Consider the following 17,505-nt stretch of genomic DNA (forward strand, 5'->3'; position numbering starts at 1 on the left):
CATCGTTAGGATCGACCACCCAGCAGAACGGGGCACCGGTCAGCGAATATCCTGTTTCCTCGCCCCAGAAATCCCCATCCAATAGGTCAAGCAGGCAAGGCCGCAATAGAGCCTCGATTTCTACATCAACATCCGCTTTATCACCTGCACCACGAGGTCCCTCAGGACGCTGCCACTCTGCGACTAGAAGCTCGCCAGCCCTAGTGACCGCCTGGATGACCCCGGAGAGCACCGATGAATAATCCATTTGCTTTCTCCAGCGCTCATCCAGCCTCAAGAACCAGCATGCAGCCGCTCAACGCGGAGTCTTCGGCACAATGCCGACCTGCATGCCAAAGGGATTAAACACACTGTTCAACGTCTGAACCGTCGGGTTGCTCTCATCCAGTTCAAGCTGTCGCAAGGCACGCAATGACAGTTTGCACATCTGTGCAAATCTGGCCTGCTGCAAGCCAGTCACTTCCTTGCGCAGGCGTCGCACTGCTCCTCCAATCGTGATCTCGCCGCTAGCCAACTGCTGCTGCAGCTCATTCAAAATGCGATTGCGCTCAAGAATGTCCATTTAGACCAACCCCCACTGAAGCATCCGCTGCTGGAGATTTCTCAGGGCTATACGCGGGTGACTCATGGTTGAATCGGGAAGCCCTTGTGCACTCAGCAAGTCAGGTAGCGCGAGCAAGTCCTGAGCTGCCAATTGCAATCGTTGGAACAGTTCATCGGCATCAATCCACTCTGCAACCTCATCACAGGCCGCTCTCCAGTTGACCTCTCCTGCAAGCTCGATGTGCTTTGGCCACTTCGTCGTACGCGTAACACCCTCCTCGTCCATGACCATAGGAGCCAGGTCGTAGATTGGCGCCAACCGAACCCCCTGCTCGGACCGGAGAATCGCGGTGTTACGGCCATGGTTGTCTGAATTTCCGAGGATCTGATTCAGCAGATCACGCCGCATGTATTCAAACACCAGATCACCGACCTGCTGTTCCTGCCCAACAGCTCGCCATAGCGCGACCAGCTTCCCCAGTACTTGCGTGTGCAGCATGTAACTGCCAGCCTCGGTTACGCCGCATAGCGAGTACATGGACTCAACGGCAGTTCGGCCAACCCCTGCGGGGCTAATCTCCCGATCAAAGCGATGCATCCAGAGACTGGGCTTACTGCCCTCCTCCAATGCCAGCCCTTCAGCTGCAACCGTGTCCATTCCGAGCTGCTGGACGGCACGATAGAAGCAATACTCGCTGCGCAGGATGTCCTGATCGGTCTGACTGGCTTTGTTACGCGCGAACTTCACAAACCAATGCTGGACGGCGTCTGCATCTGGCAGCACGGCATCTGGATGTAAGGCGCCGTGCCGATCTTCAGTCAGCAACAGTTTTGGGGCCTCACCACCAGCTCCTGTCGCCCCGCCAATGGCTGCGCCCTGCTCATACGCGTACTCAAGGAATCGCGAGTCCCGGCTAATAACCTCATCGCGTGTGAAACCCAACACCGGACTGCCCGCAATCGCCTCGATAGACTCCTTGATACGCAGATTGCCAATTGGCGCAGGTGTGCATCGCCCAAGAAGGTAGAGATCAAGATTGAGACCCTCGGGCCGCTCGCCGCCCAAACGCTTCAGTAGAAAGCGTCTTGCTGCACCTGATGGCAGGATGTCGAAGAGAAACGCCGGCGCCTTCTTATCTCGCCAAGAATCCCATCCGAGAGGGTAAGCTGCACTGACAGCCACATTCAGCCGAGTGCCTACAGACTCCAAGGAGTCAACCAGATAGCCCTGGTGGTAGCCATAAGCACAAGCACCCTCCAGCCCTTCCTCGGGCTGCTCGAAACGGAGCTCCATGGCATTGCGCCACTGGCCATCCCTATAAACCTGCAGCGTAAGATTGTGCATATCAGTCACCGGCACTTTAATGCCCAAACAGTAGACGCATACGCACAAAAAGGCAATTTAATGCCTAAAAAACCATCTTACCCACAGAATAAGGCATTAAAGTGCCTCAATCTCAGGAACTAGCTCCCGCTTCGGAGGGCGCTGCCCGTGTTCAACTCCCCAGCAAGGATTTGAACCCGCGCCCAGCCAAACTGCCCAACTGGCAACACTTACACTGGGTCTATTTGGATGCGCTCTTGACGGAAGGCTCAAGGTTCCTATACTGCTGAACGACTGAGTGAAATCCTACAAATCAGTTTTCCGAGGCCAAGTGCCTGAAACGCTGATTTGAGCCGGGTATTTGTGTCTATGGATTCAAATCCCCCCGGCTCCACCAAACAACCATCTAAAGACGTCCTCGGACGTCTTTTTTTGTGCCTGAAACTCAGTAAATAAGCGGCTCTCGGCGTTATCACGATCCGATAGCTTCCAGCTGGATCCGCGAAAAACGGTATTCCAAATGGTATTCCAAGCATGCAGATGGTTATTTTTTGGAATACCAGTACGCCTTCCCAACAGGCCGGATCCCTCGCATCGACTGCATCAGTCAGGCCGCTAACATGGCGCTGGAACGCATGGGTTTCGAAGGACGTCTCGTCAGCCACGCCACGCACTGACTCGAACCTTGTCAGTCTCTGCGCGGCTAGGCACCCTAACGACCACTATTAGCTCGGGGGTAGCATGGGGCACATAACACAAGCATTGCTGGTGGTTGGCAATGAAGAGTGCGGTCGGCTGGAGGCGCTACGCCGTTATGCTAGCGATAATGCGATTGCCTTGACTGAGGTGGCCGAGAGCCGCTTTGTGCAGTCGCCTGCCGATTTTATGGGCGAGCAGCAACACTTGCTCGCCGTGCTCACCGATGAGCAGTTGCCCGCTTATTTGGACATCGCCGAGCGCTTAGGATGTGTACTGGGCGTGGTACCGCGCGAAAAGCAAACCCATCTGCACGAGTGGTTTAACCTGCCGCGCAATGCGGACGAAGCCATCGCCCTGGCTTGCTCGGACCAGCCGCAAAAGGTTGACGTGCTGCGCTGTAACGGCGAAACCACCTTAGGTCTGATGATGGTGGGGGAAACGCCGTTTTTGGATGGCCGTAGTAAGACGTTTCAGAACCGCGGCCACTCGCTGATTGAGCAGTGGCTGTATCGCTTAGCCTTGATTTGGATAAGCGTGCTGAACCTCTTCCAGATCAAACCCTTTCCGGTATACCTGACCACCACCCGAGAAAATGCTCTGCACACCGCTATTACCGGTTTGGTGGTGATTGAAAACGATATTCGCGGCCCCGCGGCGCGGCTGATGGGAACTCGCCTGGAAGTGCAGGATGGGCTGATTTCTACCCTGGTGATTGCGCCTAAGTCTGTCGGTGAATACCTGGGCTTTTTGCTGCGGGGGATTTTTCAGGGCGAGCAACCGCTGGCTAGGTTACCGCGCGCGGTGAACTTTATCCGTTGCCCTGAGCTGACCCTGGAAAGCGACGCACCCTTGGCCTATTTCATCGACGGCAAGCCCCGCGAAGCCAAGCGCATTGAGCTGAAATTGCACGCCAAGGCGCTGCTGATGAATGTCAGCGAGGGGTATTTCGGCCGTGGCGATAGCAAGGAGGTGCACCGTACCGAGCAGCTGCCGCGTAACGAAGAGCGGCTGAAAATGATCGAGACGCAACTGCCGCTGTTTACCCACGCGCTGGAAGAAGAGTTCCGCGACCTGTTTGTCATCCTGCGAGACATGGCGCGGCCGCACAGCACCTTCCTGACCTTGATGGTACTGAGCGCCATCGTGGCCAGCTTGGGGTTATTCCTTTCCAGCCCGGCGGTGATTATCGGCGCCATGGTGCTCGCCCCATTGATGGCGCCGATTATCTCCCTGGCGATGGGCCTATTGCGCGGTGATCGCGGCATGCTGGAGCAATCGCTAAAAACCATTGGCATCGGTATGTGCCTCGCCATGGGCACCGCCGCCATGGTGGCTTTATTGGTGCCGATTGAACGTATCACCAACGAGATTGCGGGGCGCTTGCAACCCAACCTGCTCGACTTGGGCGTAGCGATTGCCTCGGGCATTGCCGGGGCTTACGCCAACGTGCGTGAAGATGTTGCCAAAAGCGTGTCAGGCGTGGCGATTGCCGTGGCCTTGGTGCCGCCGCTGTGCGTCTCGGGGATTGGTTTAGGCTGGCTCGATTGGCATGTGTTCAGCGGCTCTATGCTGCTGTTTCTGACCAACCTGGTGGGTATTGCGCTGGCCGCCGCCCTGACCTTCTTGTTCCTGGGCTATGCGCCATTTCAGCGTGCGCGCCGCGGCTTGAGTGTGTCGGTGGTGTTGTTGGTGCTGGTGGCGATTCCACTGACCGTGTCGTTTGTCGAAATCACCAAGCATTGGCAGATCGAAAAACTGGCCGCCGGACAGGTCTTTATTCTCGACGGTAAAGAAATCAGTTTGAGCAATGTGCAAGTCAGCCTGAAGGGCGAGCGGATTGTGCTGCATGCCGATGTGCTGTCGCGTAGTGGCGTTACCTACAGTCAAATGAAACGCCTTAAAGCTCAACTGGAGCACGAACTGGAACAGCCGATTGAGCTAGAACTGACGCCGCGTATCAGTCTTTAAGGGTAAGACTCTCCAGTCAGCCGGCTTGCGGCGTTATTACTCGCCGCAATGGCCACACCAGACAAACTCCATCGTTCACTATTCGAACGGATAGATGCGCTGCCACTCCTTGGCCATGTCCACCACCGTCCAGTTGCCTTGCTTGGCCGCCTCCAGCGCCTTGTCCAATTTGCCGACCTTGGACTCGCGGTCGTAGGCCCATTCGCGCTCGGCGTCGGTGTGATGCACCAGGCCCATGAAACGCTTGCCGTCACCGGCGGCCGTCCACTGCAGCATCTGCAGGTCGCCATCGGAGTTGCCGAAAGCCAGGATCGGCCGGCGGCCGATGACCTGGTCGATACTCACTGGCTTGCCCGGGCCGTCGTCGTTATGCAGCAGCTTGGGCTGGCGCAGGATCGACAGCTTGCCGTCCTGGTCCTGCAGTTCGGTGACGAAGGTGGTGCCGATCACCTGCTCCGGCGGAATGCCATAGACCTCCTCGGCAAAAGTGCGCATGAACGCCACCTCCCCACCGGAGACGATGTAGGTCTTGAAGCCGTTGGCGCGCAGATAGTCGAGCAGCTCCAGCATCGGCTGGAAGACCATCTCGGTGAACGGCTTGCCGCTCTTGGGATGCTTGGCCTTGGCCAGCCAGGCTTCGGCCCGGGCCGAGAATTCCTTGGTGCTGATGCCGGTGTGGGTGGCACCGACGATCTTCATCAGCCCGTCCATGCCGCTGGCAGCCAGGGTTTCCTTGTCACCTTCGAGCAGGGCCTGAAACGGCTGGGTAGTTTTCCACTCGGGATGTTCGGGCGCCAGGCGCTTGACCTCATCGAAGGCGAACAGCACCTGGAAATACATGGGCTGCTCGCTCCACAGGGTGCCGTCGTTGTCGAACACGGCGATACGCTCGGCTGGCGCGACGTAATCCTTGGATCCCTCCTCGGTGACCGTAGCGACGAACTGGGTGATGGCCTGCTTGGACGGTCCGTCCTTCCAGGACGGCAGCGTATCGGCCGCGCTGACCAACAGCGGCACAGCAACCAACAGCGACAGCAGCCAGCGCCAGGTGATGAGGGGGTGAGAGCTTCTGTTCATCGGTCTTCCCTGTCAGTAGAGCCCACCACAGGCTGGCGGGGATTCATGGGCAAGAGTCCGTGCCGGGACACGGCTGCGGGTTGCTGTCGTAATGCGTTTTTCCTCAATTCAGGCAACGCCTGCTGCAACGTCGTAACGGCCTGCGCAGGCTTGGCTAACGGTCCGTAGCAGGACTTGAGAAAGGCTAGCAAACCCTGGCCGGCGGGCTCGGAAACTTTCCCGGCCAGCGCGCTCAGGGTGTTTACCCGCATGCTGCGCCGTCCCCAGAGATAGAGCGCACCCAGCTGCAGGGGCTGAGCGCGCAGCTGTTGCGCCACCTGCTGCCAGGCAAAGTCCGCAGACTGCCGATAGGCCTGCTGGCGTTGGCTGTGCCAGGCACCCCAGGCCAGCAGAGCACGCCGCCACCAGGGTAGGACCCAATAGGTGACCAACCCGCCAAGCACCAGTAGCGCAGCCAGCAGCAGCCAATGCTGGGCGATATGGATGCGCGCACTCTGGCCCAGCGCCTGCAGGTCTTCGGCAATCGAAAAAGGCGCCTGGTAGGCCTGCTTGGCGCTGGCTTCAAAGTCCTCAGCCGGCACTGTCGCCGTACGCATCTGGTTGGTCGTCAGATCCCACCACTGCAGCTCGATGGCCGGCAGCTGATAGTCACCGGCCTGATCGACGACATAGCTGACCTCATCCACCCGGCGCCCGCCACTGGCACTGCCACGGCCATCACCCAGTGATTCAACCTTGGGTGTCTTCACATAGCGCTGCAGGCCCTCAACCTCATCGAACGGCGGCGCGGGGATGCGCATGGCCTGCGCACCTTGGGCCTCAATGACGAGCCGCCGCACCAGGCTATCGCCGACCCGCAGCGGCGTGTGCGAGGGCTCGATCTGTTGGCTGAATGTCAGACTCCTGGCCATGAGCACCTGCTGGCCGGCAGCGATACCTTCGGGCTGACTGGCGACGAAATCCAGCGGCGCCGTCTGCACCGTCACCGGACCGCTGCCCTGCCCCGGTACGGTCTGGATCGACAGCGCGGGAATCTGGAACTGCCGCGCCTCGTTCGGGGTGATCTGGTAGCTGAAGCGCAGGCCGAAGAAGGTGGTGCCATCACGCGCTACTGTCAGGTGATTGGCCTCGCTGCTGGCTGGCATGACCTGGGCGCCCGGCAGATCCAGCTTGGGCAGTTGTGGCGCCGCGGTGAACCAGGTGTCAGTCAGCACATCCACTTGCAGATTGACGGTAGCGCCGACCAGCGCTTTGCCCTCCGGCACCAGTTGTGCCTCCACCAGCACCTTGGGTTCGGCCACGGCCAGCAGCGCTTGCAGGCCAAGCAGGAGGATCAGCAACAGGCGCTTCATGGCTGCTCACCCGCGCCCTGCTGGCGGGCGCTCTGGATACGGAACTTCTGCTGCAGGAACTTGGCCGGCGAGGTGGTCAGGTTCTGCAGCCAGAGGGCATCGGAGGCGGCCTTCTGGGCATCCATCTGGCCTTCCTTGCCCTTGCCGGGGTCCTTGTCGAACTCGATCTTGTCCGGCTCCATCTGCGGCGCCACTTCCTGCTGTTCCTCGAAGTCCTTCTGCAGGGCGATGGCCAGGGCCAGGTTGGCCTCGGCCTCTGGGAATTGCGGTTGCAGCTTTAGCGCCTGCCGGTAGGCAGCGATGGCGGCGGGGTACTTGAGCAGGTGGGCATAGCTGTTGCCCAGGTAGAAATAGCCCTGCGCCGAGTCGACACGAGCGAAACTGACCAGAGCGGCCTGGTAATCGGCGGCGCGATAGGCGGCCAGCCCCTTCCAGTAGGGGTCGTGAAAATGCTCGGCAGCCTGCGGGTAGTGGCCATGCTCGAAGGCCCAGCGGCCCTGCTGATCCGGGGTAAAGAAGGCATCGGCCAGCGCGCCGGCCTGGGCAGAAGTGCCCGGTAGACTCAGGCCGCAGGCCAGCAGCAGGCCGGGCAGCCAGTTGACACTCCAGCCACGGCGCACGCAGAAGAAGGCGATCAGCAGCAGCGGCCAGCACAACCAGTAGCCGGCGTCCTTCCAGTGGATCTCCTGCTCGTCGCCGCTGGCTGCCTGCAGATGACGCTGGGCATGCAGTTCGACCCACTCGAGATCGTCGTCATCCAGGGTCAGGCTGCCCAGCGGTGCATCGGCGGCGCTGGCCAGCTGCTTCAGGGCGTCGGCATCGAAACTGCCCAGCACCGCCCGGCCACTGGCATCCAGGCGCGGCATACCCTCGGCATCGCGCAGCGCGCCGACATCCTCCTGGCCGACCGCCAGTAACAGCACTTGCAGCTTGCTGCCCTTGAGACTCTCACTCACCTGTTCCAGCTGCCCGGTGTCGGCGCCATCGGTCAGCATCAGCAAAGTACCCGGCGACTCTTCGGCGGCCAGCAGGCGCTTGGCCTGTTCGATGACCCCGAGCACATCCTTGCCAGGAGCATCGATCATCCCGGCGCTCAGGGCCTGGAGGAAGGTGTCGAGCAGCTGCGGGTCCTGGGTCGCCGGCAGCACCAGATGCGCCGTGCCGGCGTAGGCAATCAAGCCGGTCTTGGCGCCAGCGCGGCGCTCGATCAGGTCGTGCAACTTGTGCTTGACCGCTTCCAGGCGCGACGGCGGCACGTCATTGGCGTCCATCGACGACGACAGGTCGACTGCCAGGATCAGCGGCGCGCGGTTCTCCAGGAACTCCGGGCGATCCTGCTGCCAGGTCGGCCCGGCGGCGGCCACACCGCCGAGGATCAGCAACGCCGCCAGCAGGTGAATCGGGCGCAGGCGATGCAGGTCGCTGGGCGTCATGAGCAGGTGCTTGAGCAAGTGTGGCGCAATCGGCGCACTGCGCAGGGCAGACTGCCGCGCGCGGCTCCAGGCGAACGGCAGGGCGATGCCCAGCAACACCAGCAGCAACCAGAGCGGGCGCAGGAAATGGAAGGCGGCGAGATCGATCTCCATCAGGCCTCCTGCACTGACTTGGGCACGGCCGCTCGGGCCAGGCGAGCACGCAGCGCAGCCAGCACCTGGTACAGAGCCAACGCCAGCAGCGCCGCGCCGAGCGGCCACCAGAACAGGTCGCGCTTGGGCTGGTGACTGAGCTTGTGCACCTTGTGCGGGGTGATGTGATCCAGAGTGGCGTAGACCTCGGCCAAGGCCTCACGGTCGTCGGCGCGGAAGAACTGCCCACCGGTGATGCGAGAGATCGATTGCAGGATGCTCAGGTCGACCTTGGCCTCGCCAGTGGCGGCCGGGTCGCCGATGCCGACGGTGTGCACCACGATGCCCTTGTCCGCCGCCATCTGCGCCGCGTGTTCGGGGGTGATGGCGCTGCCGGTGTCGTTGCCGTCGGTGAGCAAGATCAGCACCTTATCCCGCTCCTCGGCCTGGTCCAGCAGCTTGATGGTCAGGCCGATGGCATCGCCGATGGCGGTGTTCGGCCCGGCCATGCCGCTGGCGATTTCGTCGAGCAGCAGCTGCAGGCTGGCGTGATCGAGGGTCAACGGCGCCTGCGGGTAGGCGCCGCTGCCAAACACGATCAGGCCCAGGCGATCGTCTTGGCGCTGATCGATGAAGCCCTGCACCACCTCCTTCACCGCACTCAGGCGATCCACCCGCTGGCCGGCGGTATTGCTGTAGTCGGCGGTCTCCATCGACTGGGAGATATCGATGGCCAGCATCAGGTCGCGCACCGGTTGCTCGCGCTCGATGGGCTTCTCCACCAGCACCGGCCGCGCACAGGCCACCACCAGCAGCGCCCACACCAGCAGGTTGAGCGCCAGCTGCCAGGCATTGCCACCGGCGCCGGAGGCGGCCGGTGTCTGCCCGGCGGCACGGCTCATGGCGGCGAAGAACGGCACCCGTACGGCGCTGCGCGCCTCGCGATAGGGGCTCAGGTAGCGCAGGCCCAGCAGCGCCAGCGGCAACAGCAGCAGGGCCCAGGGGTAGTCAAACTGCCACATGATGAGTCTCGATCCAGCGCCGTGAGTGGGCCAGCAGCGCCTCCAGCTGCTGGGCGGGGATCGCGGCCAGTTGCGGTGCCGGGGCATAGGCCAGGGTGGCCAGGCTGCGGCTGAAGTCCTCGGGCAACGGCACCTTGCTGCGTTGTTGCAGAAAGGCCTGCCAGGCATGGCCTGTGAGGGTGGCGACTGACGGCCGATCCGGCATCGACAGGGCCACGCGCTTGAGCAATTCGGGCAACTCGCGCAGCGCCGGCACGCGCTGCTGCTCATCGCCGATGGCTAGCTCCAGCTCGGCCAGGCGGGCGATGGCTTCGCGCCGGTAACGGTCGCGACGCCAGCACCACCAGCGCCAGGCGCCCCAGGCAGCCAGGGCCAATAGCAGGACGATGGCCAGCACCAGGCAACCCCAGGTCTGCGGCCAGTAGCTGACCGGCGGCGGTGGCAGGGCCAGTTCCTTGAGTTGATCGAGGCTCGGCGCCTTGTCCGTGCTCATCGTCGCCCCCCACTCGCCCGGCCCAGCTCGCTGCGCAGCTGTTCATGGGTGGGTTCGCCGGTGCTGATCATCATCAGCGGCACCTGGCTGCGCCGTAGCAGGGTGGCAACCTCCTTGAGACGCCCCTGGAGATAGTCGCCCAGCGGCTGGTGCACCTGGCGCCGCTCGACTTGAAGCTCCACCTGCAGCTCGCCCTGGGTGACCATGATCCGCCCCCGCGCCGGCACATTCAGCGCCAGTGGGTCATACACCTGCATGGCAATCACATCGTTATGCGCGGACAGCTGGCGCAACAGCTGCAGGGTGCGCGGCCCGGCGCCGGCGAAGTCGCTGATCAGGCAGATCAGATGGTCGTGCCCGGCCATCGCCAGGCAGCTCTGCAGGGCGCGATCAAGCTGCGGCTCGTTCTCCGCGTCGGGCAGGTCGGCATTGAGCGCCTGGTTCTGCCGGACGATGGACGCGCACAGGGCCTCTACCCGGCTGCGGCTGCGAATGGGGGTGATGCGCTCGATGCGGCTGTCGTTGAACACCAGGCCACCGACCCGGTCGCCGCCGTGGAAAGCCATCCACGCCGACAACGCGGCCAACTCGGCGGCAGTGACGGACTTGAAGCTGCGCTGCGAGCCGAAAAACATGTTCATGCGCTGGTCGACCAGGATCAGCACCGGGCGATCACGCTCCTCGGTGTAGCTGCGCACGAAGGGCTTGCCGTAACGCTGGCTGGCACGCCAGTCGAGGTGGCGCAGGTCGTCACCGGGGTTGTAGTGGCGTAGCTCGTCGAAGTTCAGGCCGCGCCCGCGCAGACGCGAGGCGTGGTTGCCGGAGAGGATGCTGGCGCGCGGCTGGCGGCCCTGGAAGCTCAGCCCCAGCACGCGGTGCTCCAGCTGCATCAACTGCGCCAGGGAGGCGTAGACAAATCCGTCGGCCGTGACTGACTGCTGCATGAGCGACTCCTCAGGCCGGGATCGCCACCTTGTCGAGCAGGCGGTCGAGCACCTGATCAGACGTTACCCCGTCGGCCACCGCGTCGTAGGACAGCAGCAGGCGATGGCGCAGCACCGGGTGCAGCACGGCGCGTACATCATCCGGCGAGACGAAGTCGTTGCCTTCCAGCCAGGCATGCGCACGGGCCACACGATCCAGGCTGATGCCACCACGTGGGCTGGCGCCGACCTGAATCCAGCGGGACAGATCCTCGTCATAGTCGGCCGGGTAGCGGGTGGCGTTGATCAGGTCGATCAGGTAGCGGTCGATAGCCGGCGCTACATGCACGCGGGTGATTTCGCTGCGGGCGGCGAACACCACCTCCTGGCTCAGACGCAGTTCGTCTGCATGGCCGTGCACGCTTTGCTGCTCTTCCTCGCGCAACAGGCGCAGCACCTGGGTCTCGTCCTCGGCCTTGGGATAATCGAGCTGCACCTTCATCAGGAAGCGGTCCATCTGCGCCTCGGGCAACGGGTAGGTGCCTTCCTGCTCGATGGGGTTCTGCGTGGCCAGGACCATGAACAGCTTGTCCATCTTGTGGCTGCTGCCGGCCACGGTGATCTGCCGCTCTTCCATGGCCTCCAGCAGCGCGGCCTGGACCTTGGCTGGGGCGCGGTTGATCTCGTCGGCGAGGATGATGTTGCCGAACAGCGGGCCGGGCTGGAACTGGATCTGATTGCGCCCCTCGACCTGCTGCAGGATCTCCGCGCCGGTGATGTCCGAGGGCAATAAATCCGGGGTGAACTGGATGCGGCTCATGCGCGCTTCCAGATGCTGGGCCAGGGCCTTGACCGTACGGGTCTTGGCCAGGCCGGGCAGGCTCTCCAGCAGCACATGACCATTGGCCAACAAACCAAGCAGCACCTGGCGCACCACGGCGTCCTGGCCGAGCACGGAACGACCGATGCTGGATTGCAGGGCAAGGATGTCGTCGCGAGCACTCATCGGATGTCCTTCTCTCACTGTCGTGGCGGCAATCATGTTCTCAGGCGGGGGCAACAGCCTAGCCAAATAGGCTGACCTCGTAGTCCCCCGAAAGAACCATTCAGCATTCCGCCAGTAGCCTAGACCATGAGGTACCCGCTGATTGCTACATGACGCATGGCCAGCACTCACTCGCCTGTGTTCTTATCTGGGCACAGTCCCCCATGTCGAACTGCCGTCCTGTTTTTTGACCACGCTGGACTCAGCCCAGCCCGGCAGCCTGAACTCGCTAAGGAACAGCCCTTGCCTCTGCATCGCCTGCTCATCTGCCTCATGCTCACCGCCCTGCCCTGCCTGACCGCACAGGCCGACTCCAGCCAGCCCCCCCAACTTGCCCAAGACGCGGCAGGCTATGCTCCCGCCGCCAGCTGCCTGGGCTGCCACACCGAGCAGGCCAAGGCCTGGAAGGACTCCGACCATGACTGGGCCATGCGCGAGGCCACGGCGGAAAACATACTGGGCAACTTCGCCAACGCGCAGTTCGATGAAGCCGGAGTCAAGGCGCGCTTCTTCCGCAAGGGCGAGCAGTTCTTCGTCAACACCGAAGGCGAGGACGGTAAGCCCGCCGATTTTCAGGTGCTCTACACCTTCGGTTACGACCCGCTGCAGCAATACCTGGTGGCGCTGCCGGGCGGCCGCCTGCAGGCCCTGACCATCGCCTGGGACAGCCGCCCCAAGGCCGCCGGCGGCCAGCGCTGGTTCTCGCTCTATCCGGGCCAGCGCTTCGCCCCCAACGACCCGCTGCACTGGACCGGGCGCTACCAGAACTGGAACGCCATGTGCGCCGACTGCCACTCGACCAACCTGCAGAAGCACTACAACGACCAGAGCGATACCTTCGCCACCACCTGGCATGAGCAGAACGTTGGCTGCCAGGCCTGCCACGGCCCGAGCCAGGCCCACGTCGACTGGGCGCAGAAGAAGCACGACAAACCCTACGCATCGGCCAAGGACATCGGCCTGGCCGTGGACTTCAAGGCCCTCGGCGGTAAAGGCCTGATCGAGCAATGCGCCTTCTGCCACAGTCGCCGGCAAACCACGGGGGTTGGTCAACAGCAGGGGCATCCGCTGCTCGACAGCGTGCTGCCCGCCACCCTGCGCCCCGACCTGTACCACCCGGATGGGCAGATCGATGGCGAGGTGTACGTCTACGGCTCATTCACCCAGAGCAAGATGTACCAGGCCGGCGTGACCTGCACCGACTGCCACGACCCGCACAGCACCCAGGTCAAGATCGAAGGCAACGGCCTGTGCCTGAAGTGCCACCAGGAGCAGCCACCCAAGGAGCGCTTCCCCAGCCTGCAAGCGAAGAACTACGACAGCCCGGAGCACCATCATCACGCCCCCGGCACACCTGGCGCCCAGTGCGTGAGCTGCCACATGCCGGAGAAGACCTACATGGTGGTCGACCCGCGCCGCGATCACAGCATGCGCATCCCGCGCCCGGATCTGGCGGTGAAAGATGACAGCCCGGACGCCTGCACCAGCTGCCACACCGACCAGCAGCCGGCGTGGGCGGCCAAAGCCATCGGGGGCTGGTTCGGCACACCCGCGCGCCCACCGCACTACGGCGAATCCTTCCATGCCGTGCGCCAGGGCAGCGCCGACTCTATCCAGCTGCTGGGCGATCTGATCAAGGACCTCGGCAAGCCGGCCATCGTCCGTGCCACGGCTGCCGAACAACTGACCAGCCTCGGGGAACCGGCCCTGCCCACCCTGCGCCAGGCCCTGCAGGACGAAAGTCCGCTGGTGCGCGCCTATGCCGCCAGCGGCTTCGTCGATCTGCCGCCAGTGGCACGGGTCAAGGAGCTGCTGCCGCTGCTCGACGACCCCAACCGCGCCGTGCGCGACGAAGCCTTGCGCGCCCTGGCCGGCATCCCGCGCATCGCACTGCCGGAGGAGCGCCGCGCCGAGTTCGACGCGCAAATGGCCGACTATGAAAAGCGTCTGCGCGGCAATGCCGACCTGCCCGGCAATCGCCTCAACCTGGCCGTACTGCTGGAGCGCCAAGGCAAGCAGCTGGAGGCGATGGAGCAGTATCGCCAGGCCCTCAAGCTCGACCCCTACTTCATCCCGGCACGGATGAACCTGGTGACCCTGGCCAACAACATCCTGCGTCCGAAAGAGGCCGAGCAGGCCCTGCGCGAGGGCGTGGCGCTGGACAACATGCCGGAAGCCGACCGCGGCAACCTGGCCTACATGCTGGCCCTGCTGCTGGTCGAGCACGGCCAGGCCGAAGAAGGGGCGAAGTGGCTGGGCGAGGCGGCCGAAGCGCTGCCGCAGAACCCGCGCATCCGCTACAACCAGGGTCTGCTGCTGTTGCAGCTGAAGCAGCCAGAGCCGGCGCGCCTCGCCCTGGAGGCCGGTCTGGAACAGGCGCCTGACGATGCCGACTTGCTCTACGCGATGATCTATCTGCACGGCAGCCAGGGCCAGCGCAACCAGGCGCTGCCCTATGTGGTGCGCATGCAGCAGGTGGCACCCGACGATCCCCGCCTGGCTCAGGCCAAGCAACAGCTGGGGCTGGGCACCATCAAAATCCCATAAGGTCTGTTGACGTTTCGCCGCGACGTCAACAGCCCCTAATGCCGGACCAACGGACGTAGCTTGGCGTGAATTGGCAAACCAATGGCGCGCTAGGGTAAACGCACAGCACGCGCTTGGCGCCATTCTGGACAGACCAAGAACAACAACAGTCTGTCCCTCACCCCTGGTGAGGAAGGAGCCAAGCGATGCTTCGCTATCTCACCCTGCCTGCCCTGTTTCTCGGCATGTGCCTGCTCGGGGGCCTGATCGTCAGCCAGGAGCACGCCCCACACAGCCCACCGCACATGGCGGTTACCCTCAACGACATTTTCCGCTGAGCACCTGACCCAACTGCGCCACTGCCAGGCGCAGAATCAGCGGCGTCGCCAGACCCATCAGTAGTCGATACCCGCCTGGGCTTTTATCCCGGCCTTGAAGGCATGTTTGATGTCGCGGATCTCGCTCACCGTATCGGCCAGCTCGACCAGCTCGGGCTTGGCCGCGCGGCCGGTGACGATCACTGTCTGCATGGGCGGGCGATTACGCAGCGCCTCCAGCACGACCTGCAGGTCGAGGTAGTTGTACTTGAGCATGTAGGTCAGCTCATCAAGCACCACCAGGTTCAGCGCCGGGTCGGCGAGCATGCGCACGGCGTGGGCCCAGGCCTCGTCGGCGGCAGCCTTGTCCTTGTCCCAGTCCTGGGTGTTCCAGGTGAAGCCGGTAGCCATCGCGTGGTACTGCACCTGCGGTGCGTGCTGGTGCAGGAAGGTGATCTCGCCGGAGGCCTGGGTGCCCTTGATGAACTGCACCACGCCGGCACGATGGCCGTAGCCGAGGGCACGGTACAGGGTGCCGAAGGCCGAGGTGCTCTTGCCCTTGCCGTTGCCGGTGATCAGCAGGAGGATGCCGCGCTCCTGCTGGGCGCGTTCGATGCCGGCGTCCACCACGGCTTTCTTGCGCTGCATGCGTTGGTTGTGGCTGCGCTTCTTGTCTTCGTCGATCACGGCACGACTCTCCTGCCCGGGTAGCTGGATGGCGCGCACGGCAAGGGAGTGGCAGGCGCAGCATATGGCCGGCCCGCATGGCGACGACTGAACAATGACTGCCTAGAGGACAGGCAACAGCATCGGCATGACCCACACCCCGGGGTACGCACCTACTTCTCGCTCAGGCCGGTCTTCTGGCTCGCCGTCATCCACCCGGGGCCTATTCATAGGCTCCTTATCGCGCCTTCCCGGTTTCCCAGTGGCATGTCGCGATGGTGTCAGGCTCTACAGCAGCGGGGGCTGCGCCGGAATGCGCATGGCCTTGGGCCAAGCGGTCACCGGACTTCCCGTTTCACCCCTCGCGCGGAACGCGCCCGGGGCACCTGTTCGATGCCGCGCAGGGTAGCGGTTAAGGGCGGCGGCGGCAATTCGCCCGGCCAGCCGGCGGCCTGCACCACGGCGAACTGTGGTAATTGCGGGTCGCTTGGCTGACCGTCAAACAGCACGCCTCGGGTGTAAGCTCTTGACCATTCAGTCACAGGAGTTCGGCATGGCCCTTAGCGTTTTCGACCTGTTCAAGATCGGCATCGGTCCGTCCAGCTCGCATACGGTCGGACCGATGCGCGCCGCCGCGCGTTTCGTCGAGGGCCTGCGCCGCGAAGGACTGCTCGACACCACCGCCAGCCTCAAGGTCGAGCTGTATGGTTCGCTGGGCGCCACCGGCAAGGGCCACGGCAGCGACAAGGCGGTGCTGCTGGGCCTGGAAGGCGAGCAACCGGATACGATCGACACCTCGACCATCGACGCCCGCCTGGCCGCCATGCGCGCCGCCGGCGAGCTGAAGCTGGGCGGCGACCGGCCGATCCGCTTCGTCGAGAAGGAACACCTGGCGATGATCCGCAAGCCGCTGGACTACCACCCCAACGGCATGGTCTTTCGCGCCTTCGATGCCGCCGGCCTGCAGATCCGCTCGCGCGAGTACTACTCGGTGGGCGGCGGCTTCGTGGTCGATGAGGAGGCGGCCGGGGCCGACCGCATCGTCGAGGACCAAACGCCGCTGACCTACCCGTTCAAAACCGCCAAGCAGCTGCTCAGCCAATGCGCCGAACACGGACTGTCGATCAGCCAACTGATGCTGGCCAATGAAGCGGCCTGGCGCCCGGAAGCCGAGACCCGTGCCGGCCTGCTGAACATCTGGCAGGTGATGCAGGACTGCGTCAGCGCCGGCTGCCGCAACGAAGGCATCATGCCCGGTGGACTGAAGGTCAAGCGCCGCGCCGCCGCCCTGCGCCAGCAACTGAGCCAGAACCCCGAGGCCAGCCTGCGCGACCCGCTGACGGTGATGGACTGGGTCAACCTCTATGCCCTGGCGGTCAACGAGGAAAACGCCAGCGGCGGCCGCGTGGTCACCGCACCGACCAACGGCGCGGCCGGCATCGTGCCGGCGGTGCTGCACTACTACCGGCGCTTCGTCCCCGGAGCCACGGATGAGGGCGTGGTCAACTTCCTGCTCACCGCCGCCGCCATCGGCATCCTTTATAAGGAGAACGCCTCGATCTCCGGCGCCGAAGTCGGCTGCCAGGGCGAGGTTGGCGTGGCCTGTTCCATGGCGGCCGGCGCCCTGTGCGAAGTGCTCGGCGGCAGCATCCAACAGGTAGAAAACGCTGCCGAAATCGGCATGGAGCACAACCTCGGCCTGACCTGCGACCCGGTCGGCGGCCTGGTGCAGGTGCCGTGCATCGAGCGCAACGCGATGGGTTCGGTTAAGGCGATCAACGCCGCACGCATGGCCCTGCGCGGCGACGGCCAGCACTTCATCTCGCTGGACCGGGTGATCCGCACCATGCGCGAGACCGGTGCAGACATGAAGAGCAAGTACAAGGAAACCGCCAGGGGTGGCCTGGCGGTGAATATCATCGAGTGCTGATGCCTGCTCGATAACCTGCTCATGGCTTGCAGGCAAGGTTGGGCGGCACTCCGCT

Annotated in this window: 14 protein-coding genes, 1 pseudogene and 1 riboswitch; of the genes and pseudogenes, 4 read left to right on the forward strand and 11 right to left on the reverse strand. The window is 63.5% G+C overall.

What is annotated here, in order from left to right; genetic code table 11:
• The 3 genes and pseudogenes from P7A97_RS11085 to P7A97_RS11095 form a co-directional block, all read right to left on the reverse strand.
• Nucleotides 1–247: pseudogene (locus P7A97_RS11085) on the reverse strand (inositol monophosphatase); the annotation flags it as partial.
• 48 nt (nucleotides 248–295) lie between these two features.
• The gene (locus tag P7A97_RS11090; RefSeq protein ID WP_003459718.1) at nucleotides 296–562 is read right to left on the reverse strand and encodes a helix-turn-helix transcriptional regulator; all 267 of its coding nucleotides are present in this window, start codon (nucleotides 560–562) and stop codon (nucleotides 296–298) included.
• Nucleotides 563–1,888, reverse strand: a complete 1,326-nt coding sequence (locus P7A97_RS11095) for a HipA domain-containing protein (protein ID WP_277690006.1) — start codon at nucleotides 1,886–1,888, stop codon at nucleotides 563–565. It lies immediately after the preceding gene.
• A 720-nt stretch (nucleotides 1,889–2,608) separates the two neighbouring features.
• On the opposite strand from P7A97_RS11095, the gene P7A97_RS11100 reads away from it, so the two are divergent.
• Nucleotides 2,609–4,534 (forward strand): DUF389 domain-containing protein, encoded by a 1,926-nt coding sequence (locus tag P7A97_RS11100; protein WP_277690007.1) that lies wholly within the window; start codon nucleotides 2,609–2,611, stop codon nucleotides 4,532–4,534.
• 78 nt (nucleotides 4,535–4,612) lie between these two features.
• Here P7A97_RS11100 and P7A97_RS11105 read toward each other — a convergent pair whose 3' ends face one another.
• From P7A97_RS11105 to P7A97_RS11135, 7 genes are read right to left on the reverse strand one after another with little or no spacing between them, the layout of a single operon-like run.
• Nucleotides 4,613–5,611 carry an HAD family hydrolase gene (locus P7A97_RS11105; RefSeq protein ID WP_277690008.1) on the reverse strand — a complete coding sequence of 333 codons (999 nt, stop codon included), beginning with the start codon at nucleotides 5,609–5,611 and terminating at the stop codon, nucleotides 4,613–4,615.
• Nucleotides 5,608–6,963 carry a hypothetical protein gene (locus P7A97_RS11110; protein WP_277690009.1) on the reverse strand — a complete coding sequence of 452 codons (1,356 nt, stop codon included), beginning with the start codon at nucleotides 6,961–6,963 and terminating at the stop codon, nucleotides 5,608–5,610. Before P7A97_RS11110 ends, P7A97_RS11105 begins: the two co-directional genes overlap by 4 nt.
• Nucleotides 6,960–8,549 carry a VWA domain-containing protein gene (locus P7A97_RS11115; protein ID WP_277690010.1) on the reverse strand — a complete coding sequence of 530 codons (1,590 nt, stop codon included), beginning with the start codon at nucleotides 8,547–8,549 and terminating at the stop codon, nucleotides 6,960–6,962. The genes P7A97_RS11110 and P7A97_RS11115 overlap by 4 nt, the downstream gene beginning before the upstream one ends.
• The gene (locus tag P7A97_RS11120) at nucleotides 8,549–9,550 is read right to left on the reverse strand and encodes a VWA domain-containing protein (protein ID WP_277690011.1); all 1,002 of its coding nucleotides are present in this window, start codon (nucleotides 9,548–9,550) and stop codon (nucleotides 8,549–8,551) included. Before P7A97_RS11120 ends, P7A97_RS11115 begins: the two co-directional genes overlap by 1 nt.
• Nucleotides 9,537–10,043 (reverse strand): DUF4381 domain-containing protein, encoded by a 507-nt coding sequence (locus P7A97_RS11125; protein WP_277690012.1) that lies wholly within the window; start codon nucleotides 10,041–10,043, stop codon nucleotides 9,537–9,539. Before P7A97_RS11125 ends, P7A97_RS11120 begins: the two co-directional genes overlap by 14 nt.
• Nucleotides 10,040–10,987: a DUF58 domain-containing protein gene (locus tag P7A97_RS11130; RefSeq protein ID WP_277690013.1), complete on the reverse strand. Its 948-nt coding sequence runs from the start codon at nucleotides 10,985–10,987 to the stop codon at nucleotides 10,040–10,042. The genes P7A97_RS11125 and P7A97_RS11130 overlap by 4 nt, the downstream gene beginning before the upstream one ends.
• Nucleotides 10,988–10,997: 10 nt before the next feature.
• Nucleotides 10,998–11,972, reverse strand: a complete 975-nt coding sequence (locus P7A97_RS11135; RefSeq protein WP_277690014.1) for a MoxR family ATPase — start codon at nucleotides 11,970–11,972, stop codon at nucleotides 10,998–11,000.
• Nucleotides 11,973–12,284: 312 nt separating this feature from the next.
• Between P7A97_RS11135 and P7A97_RS11140 the strand changes: the two genes are divergently transcribed.
• Both P7A97_RS11140 and P7A97_RS11145 read left to right on the forward strand, forming a co-directional pair.
• Entirely contained in the window at nucleotides 12,285–14,558 is a 2,274-nt protein-coding gene (locus P7A97_RS11140; protein WP_277690198.1) for a cytochrome c3 family protein, read from the forward strand.
• A gap of 185 nt (nucleotides 14,559–14,743) precedes the next feature.
• The gene (locus tag P7A97_RS11145; protein ID WP_277690015.1) at nucleotides 14,744–14,875 is read left to right on the forward strand and encodes a hypothetical protein; all 132 of its coding nucleotides are present in this window, start codon (nucleotides 14,744–14,746) and stop codon (nucleotides 14,873–14,875) included.
• A gap of 57 nt (nucleotides 14,876–14,932) precedes the next feature.
• On the opposite strand, the gene cobO is transcribed toward P7A97_RS11145, so the two are convergent.
• Complete coding sequence (cobO, locus tag P7A97_RS11150; protein ID WP_277690016.1) at nucleotides 14,933–15,541, reverse strand: cob(I)yrinic acid a,c-diamide adenosyltransferase; 609 nt, start codon at nucleotides 15,539–15,541, stop codon at nucleotides 14,933–14,935.
• Between the two features lie 148 nt (nucleotides 15,542–15,689).
• Nucleotides 15,690–15,925, reverse strand: a riboswitch (cobalamin riboswitch).
• A 148-nt stretch (nucleotides 15,926–16,073) separates the two neighbouring features.
• On the opposite strand from cobO, the gene P7A97_RS11155 reads away from it, so the two are divergent.
• Nucleotides 16,074–17,450, forward strand: coding sequence for an L-serine ammonia-lyase (locus P7A97_RS11155; RefSeq protein WP_277690017.1), 1,377 nt, complete (start codon nucleotides 16,074–16,076; stop codon nucleotides 17,448–17,450).
• Nucleotides 17,451–17,505 lie beyond the last annotated feature (55 nt).

The organism is Pseudomonas sp. GOM6 (assembly GCF_029537485.1).
Lineage (GTDB): Bacteria > Pseudomonadota > Gammaproteobacteria > Pseudomonadales > Pseudomonadaceae > Aquipseudomonas.

What these genes read in the sequence shown, in the direction of transcription:
- P7A97_RS11090 (WP_003459718.1), bottom strand. Translation starts at nt 562, where the DNA reads ATGGACATTCTTGAGCGCAATCGCATTTTGAATGAGCTGCAGCAGCAG.
- P7A97_RS11095 (WP_277690006.1), bottom strand. Translation starts at nt 1,888, where the DNA reads ATGCACAATCTTACGCTGCAGGTTTATAGGGATGGCCAGTGGCGCAAT.
- P7A97_RS11100 (WP_277690007.1), top strand. Translation starts at nt 2,609, where the DNA reads ATGGGGCACATAACACAAGCATTGCTGGTGGTTGGCAATGAAGAGTGC.
- P7A97_RS11105 (WP_277690008.1), bottom strand. Translation starts at nt 5,611, where the DNA reads ATGAACAGAAGCTCTCACCCCCTCATCACCTGGCGCTGGCTGCTGTCG.
- P7A97_RS11110 (WP_277690009.1), bottom strand. Translation starts at nt 6,963, where the DNA reads ATGAAGCGCCTGTTGCTGATCCTCCTGCTTGGCCTGCAAGCGCTGCTG.
- P7A97_RS11115 (WP_277690010.1), bottom strand. Translation starts at nt 8,549, where the DNA reads ATGGAGATCGATCTCGCCGCCTTCCATTTCCTGCGCCCGCTCTGGTTG.
- P7A97_RS11120 (WP_277690011.1), bottom strand. Translation starts at nt 9,550, where the DNA reads ATGTGGCAGTTTGACTACCCCTGGGCCCTGCTGCTGTTGCCGCTGGCG.
- P7A97_RS11125 (WP_277690012.1), bottom strand. Translation starts at nt 10,043, where the DNA reads ATGAGCACGGACAAGGCGCCGAGCCTCGATCAACTCAAGGAACTGGCC.
- P7A97_RS11130 (WP_277690013.1), bottom strand. Translation starts at nt 10,987, where the DNA reads ATGCAGCAGTCAGTCACGGCCGACGGATTTGTCTACGCCTCCCTGGCG.
- P7A97_RS11135 (WP_277690014.1), bottom strand. Translation starts at nt 11,972, where the DNA reads ATGAGTGCTCGCGACGACATCCTTGCCCTGCAATCCAGCATCGGTCGT.
- P7A97_RS11140 (WP_277690198.1), top strand. Translation starts at nt 12,285, where the DNA reads ATGCTCACCGCCCTGCCCTGCCTGACCGCACAGGCCGACTCCAGCCAG.
- P7A97_RS11145 (WP_277690015.1), top strand. Translation starts at nt 14,744, where the DNA reads ATGCTTCGCTATCTCACCCTGCCTGCCCTGTTTCTCGGCATGTGCCTG.
- P7A97_RS11155 (WP_277690017.1), top strand. Translation starts at nt 16,074, where the DNA reads ATGGCCCTTAGCGTTTTCGACCTGTTCAAGATCGGCATCGGTCCGTCC.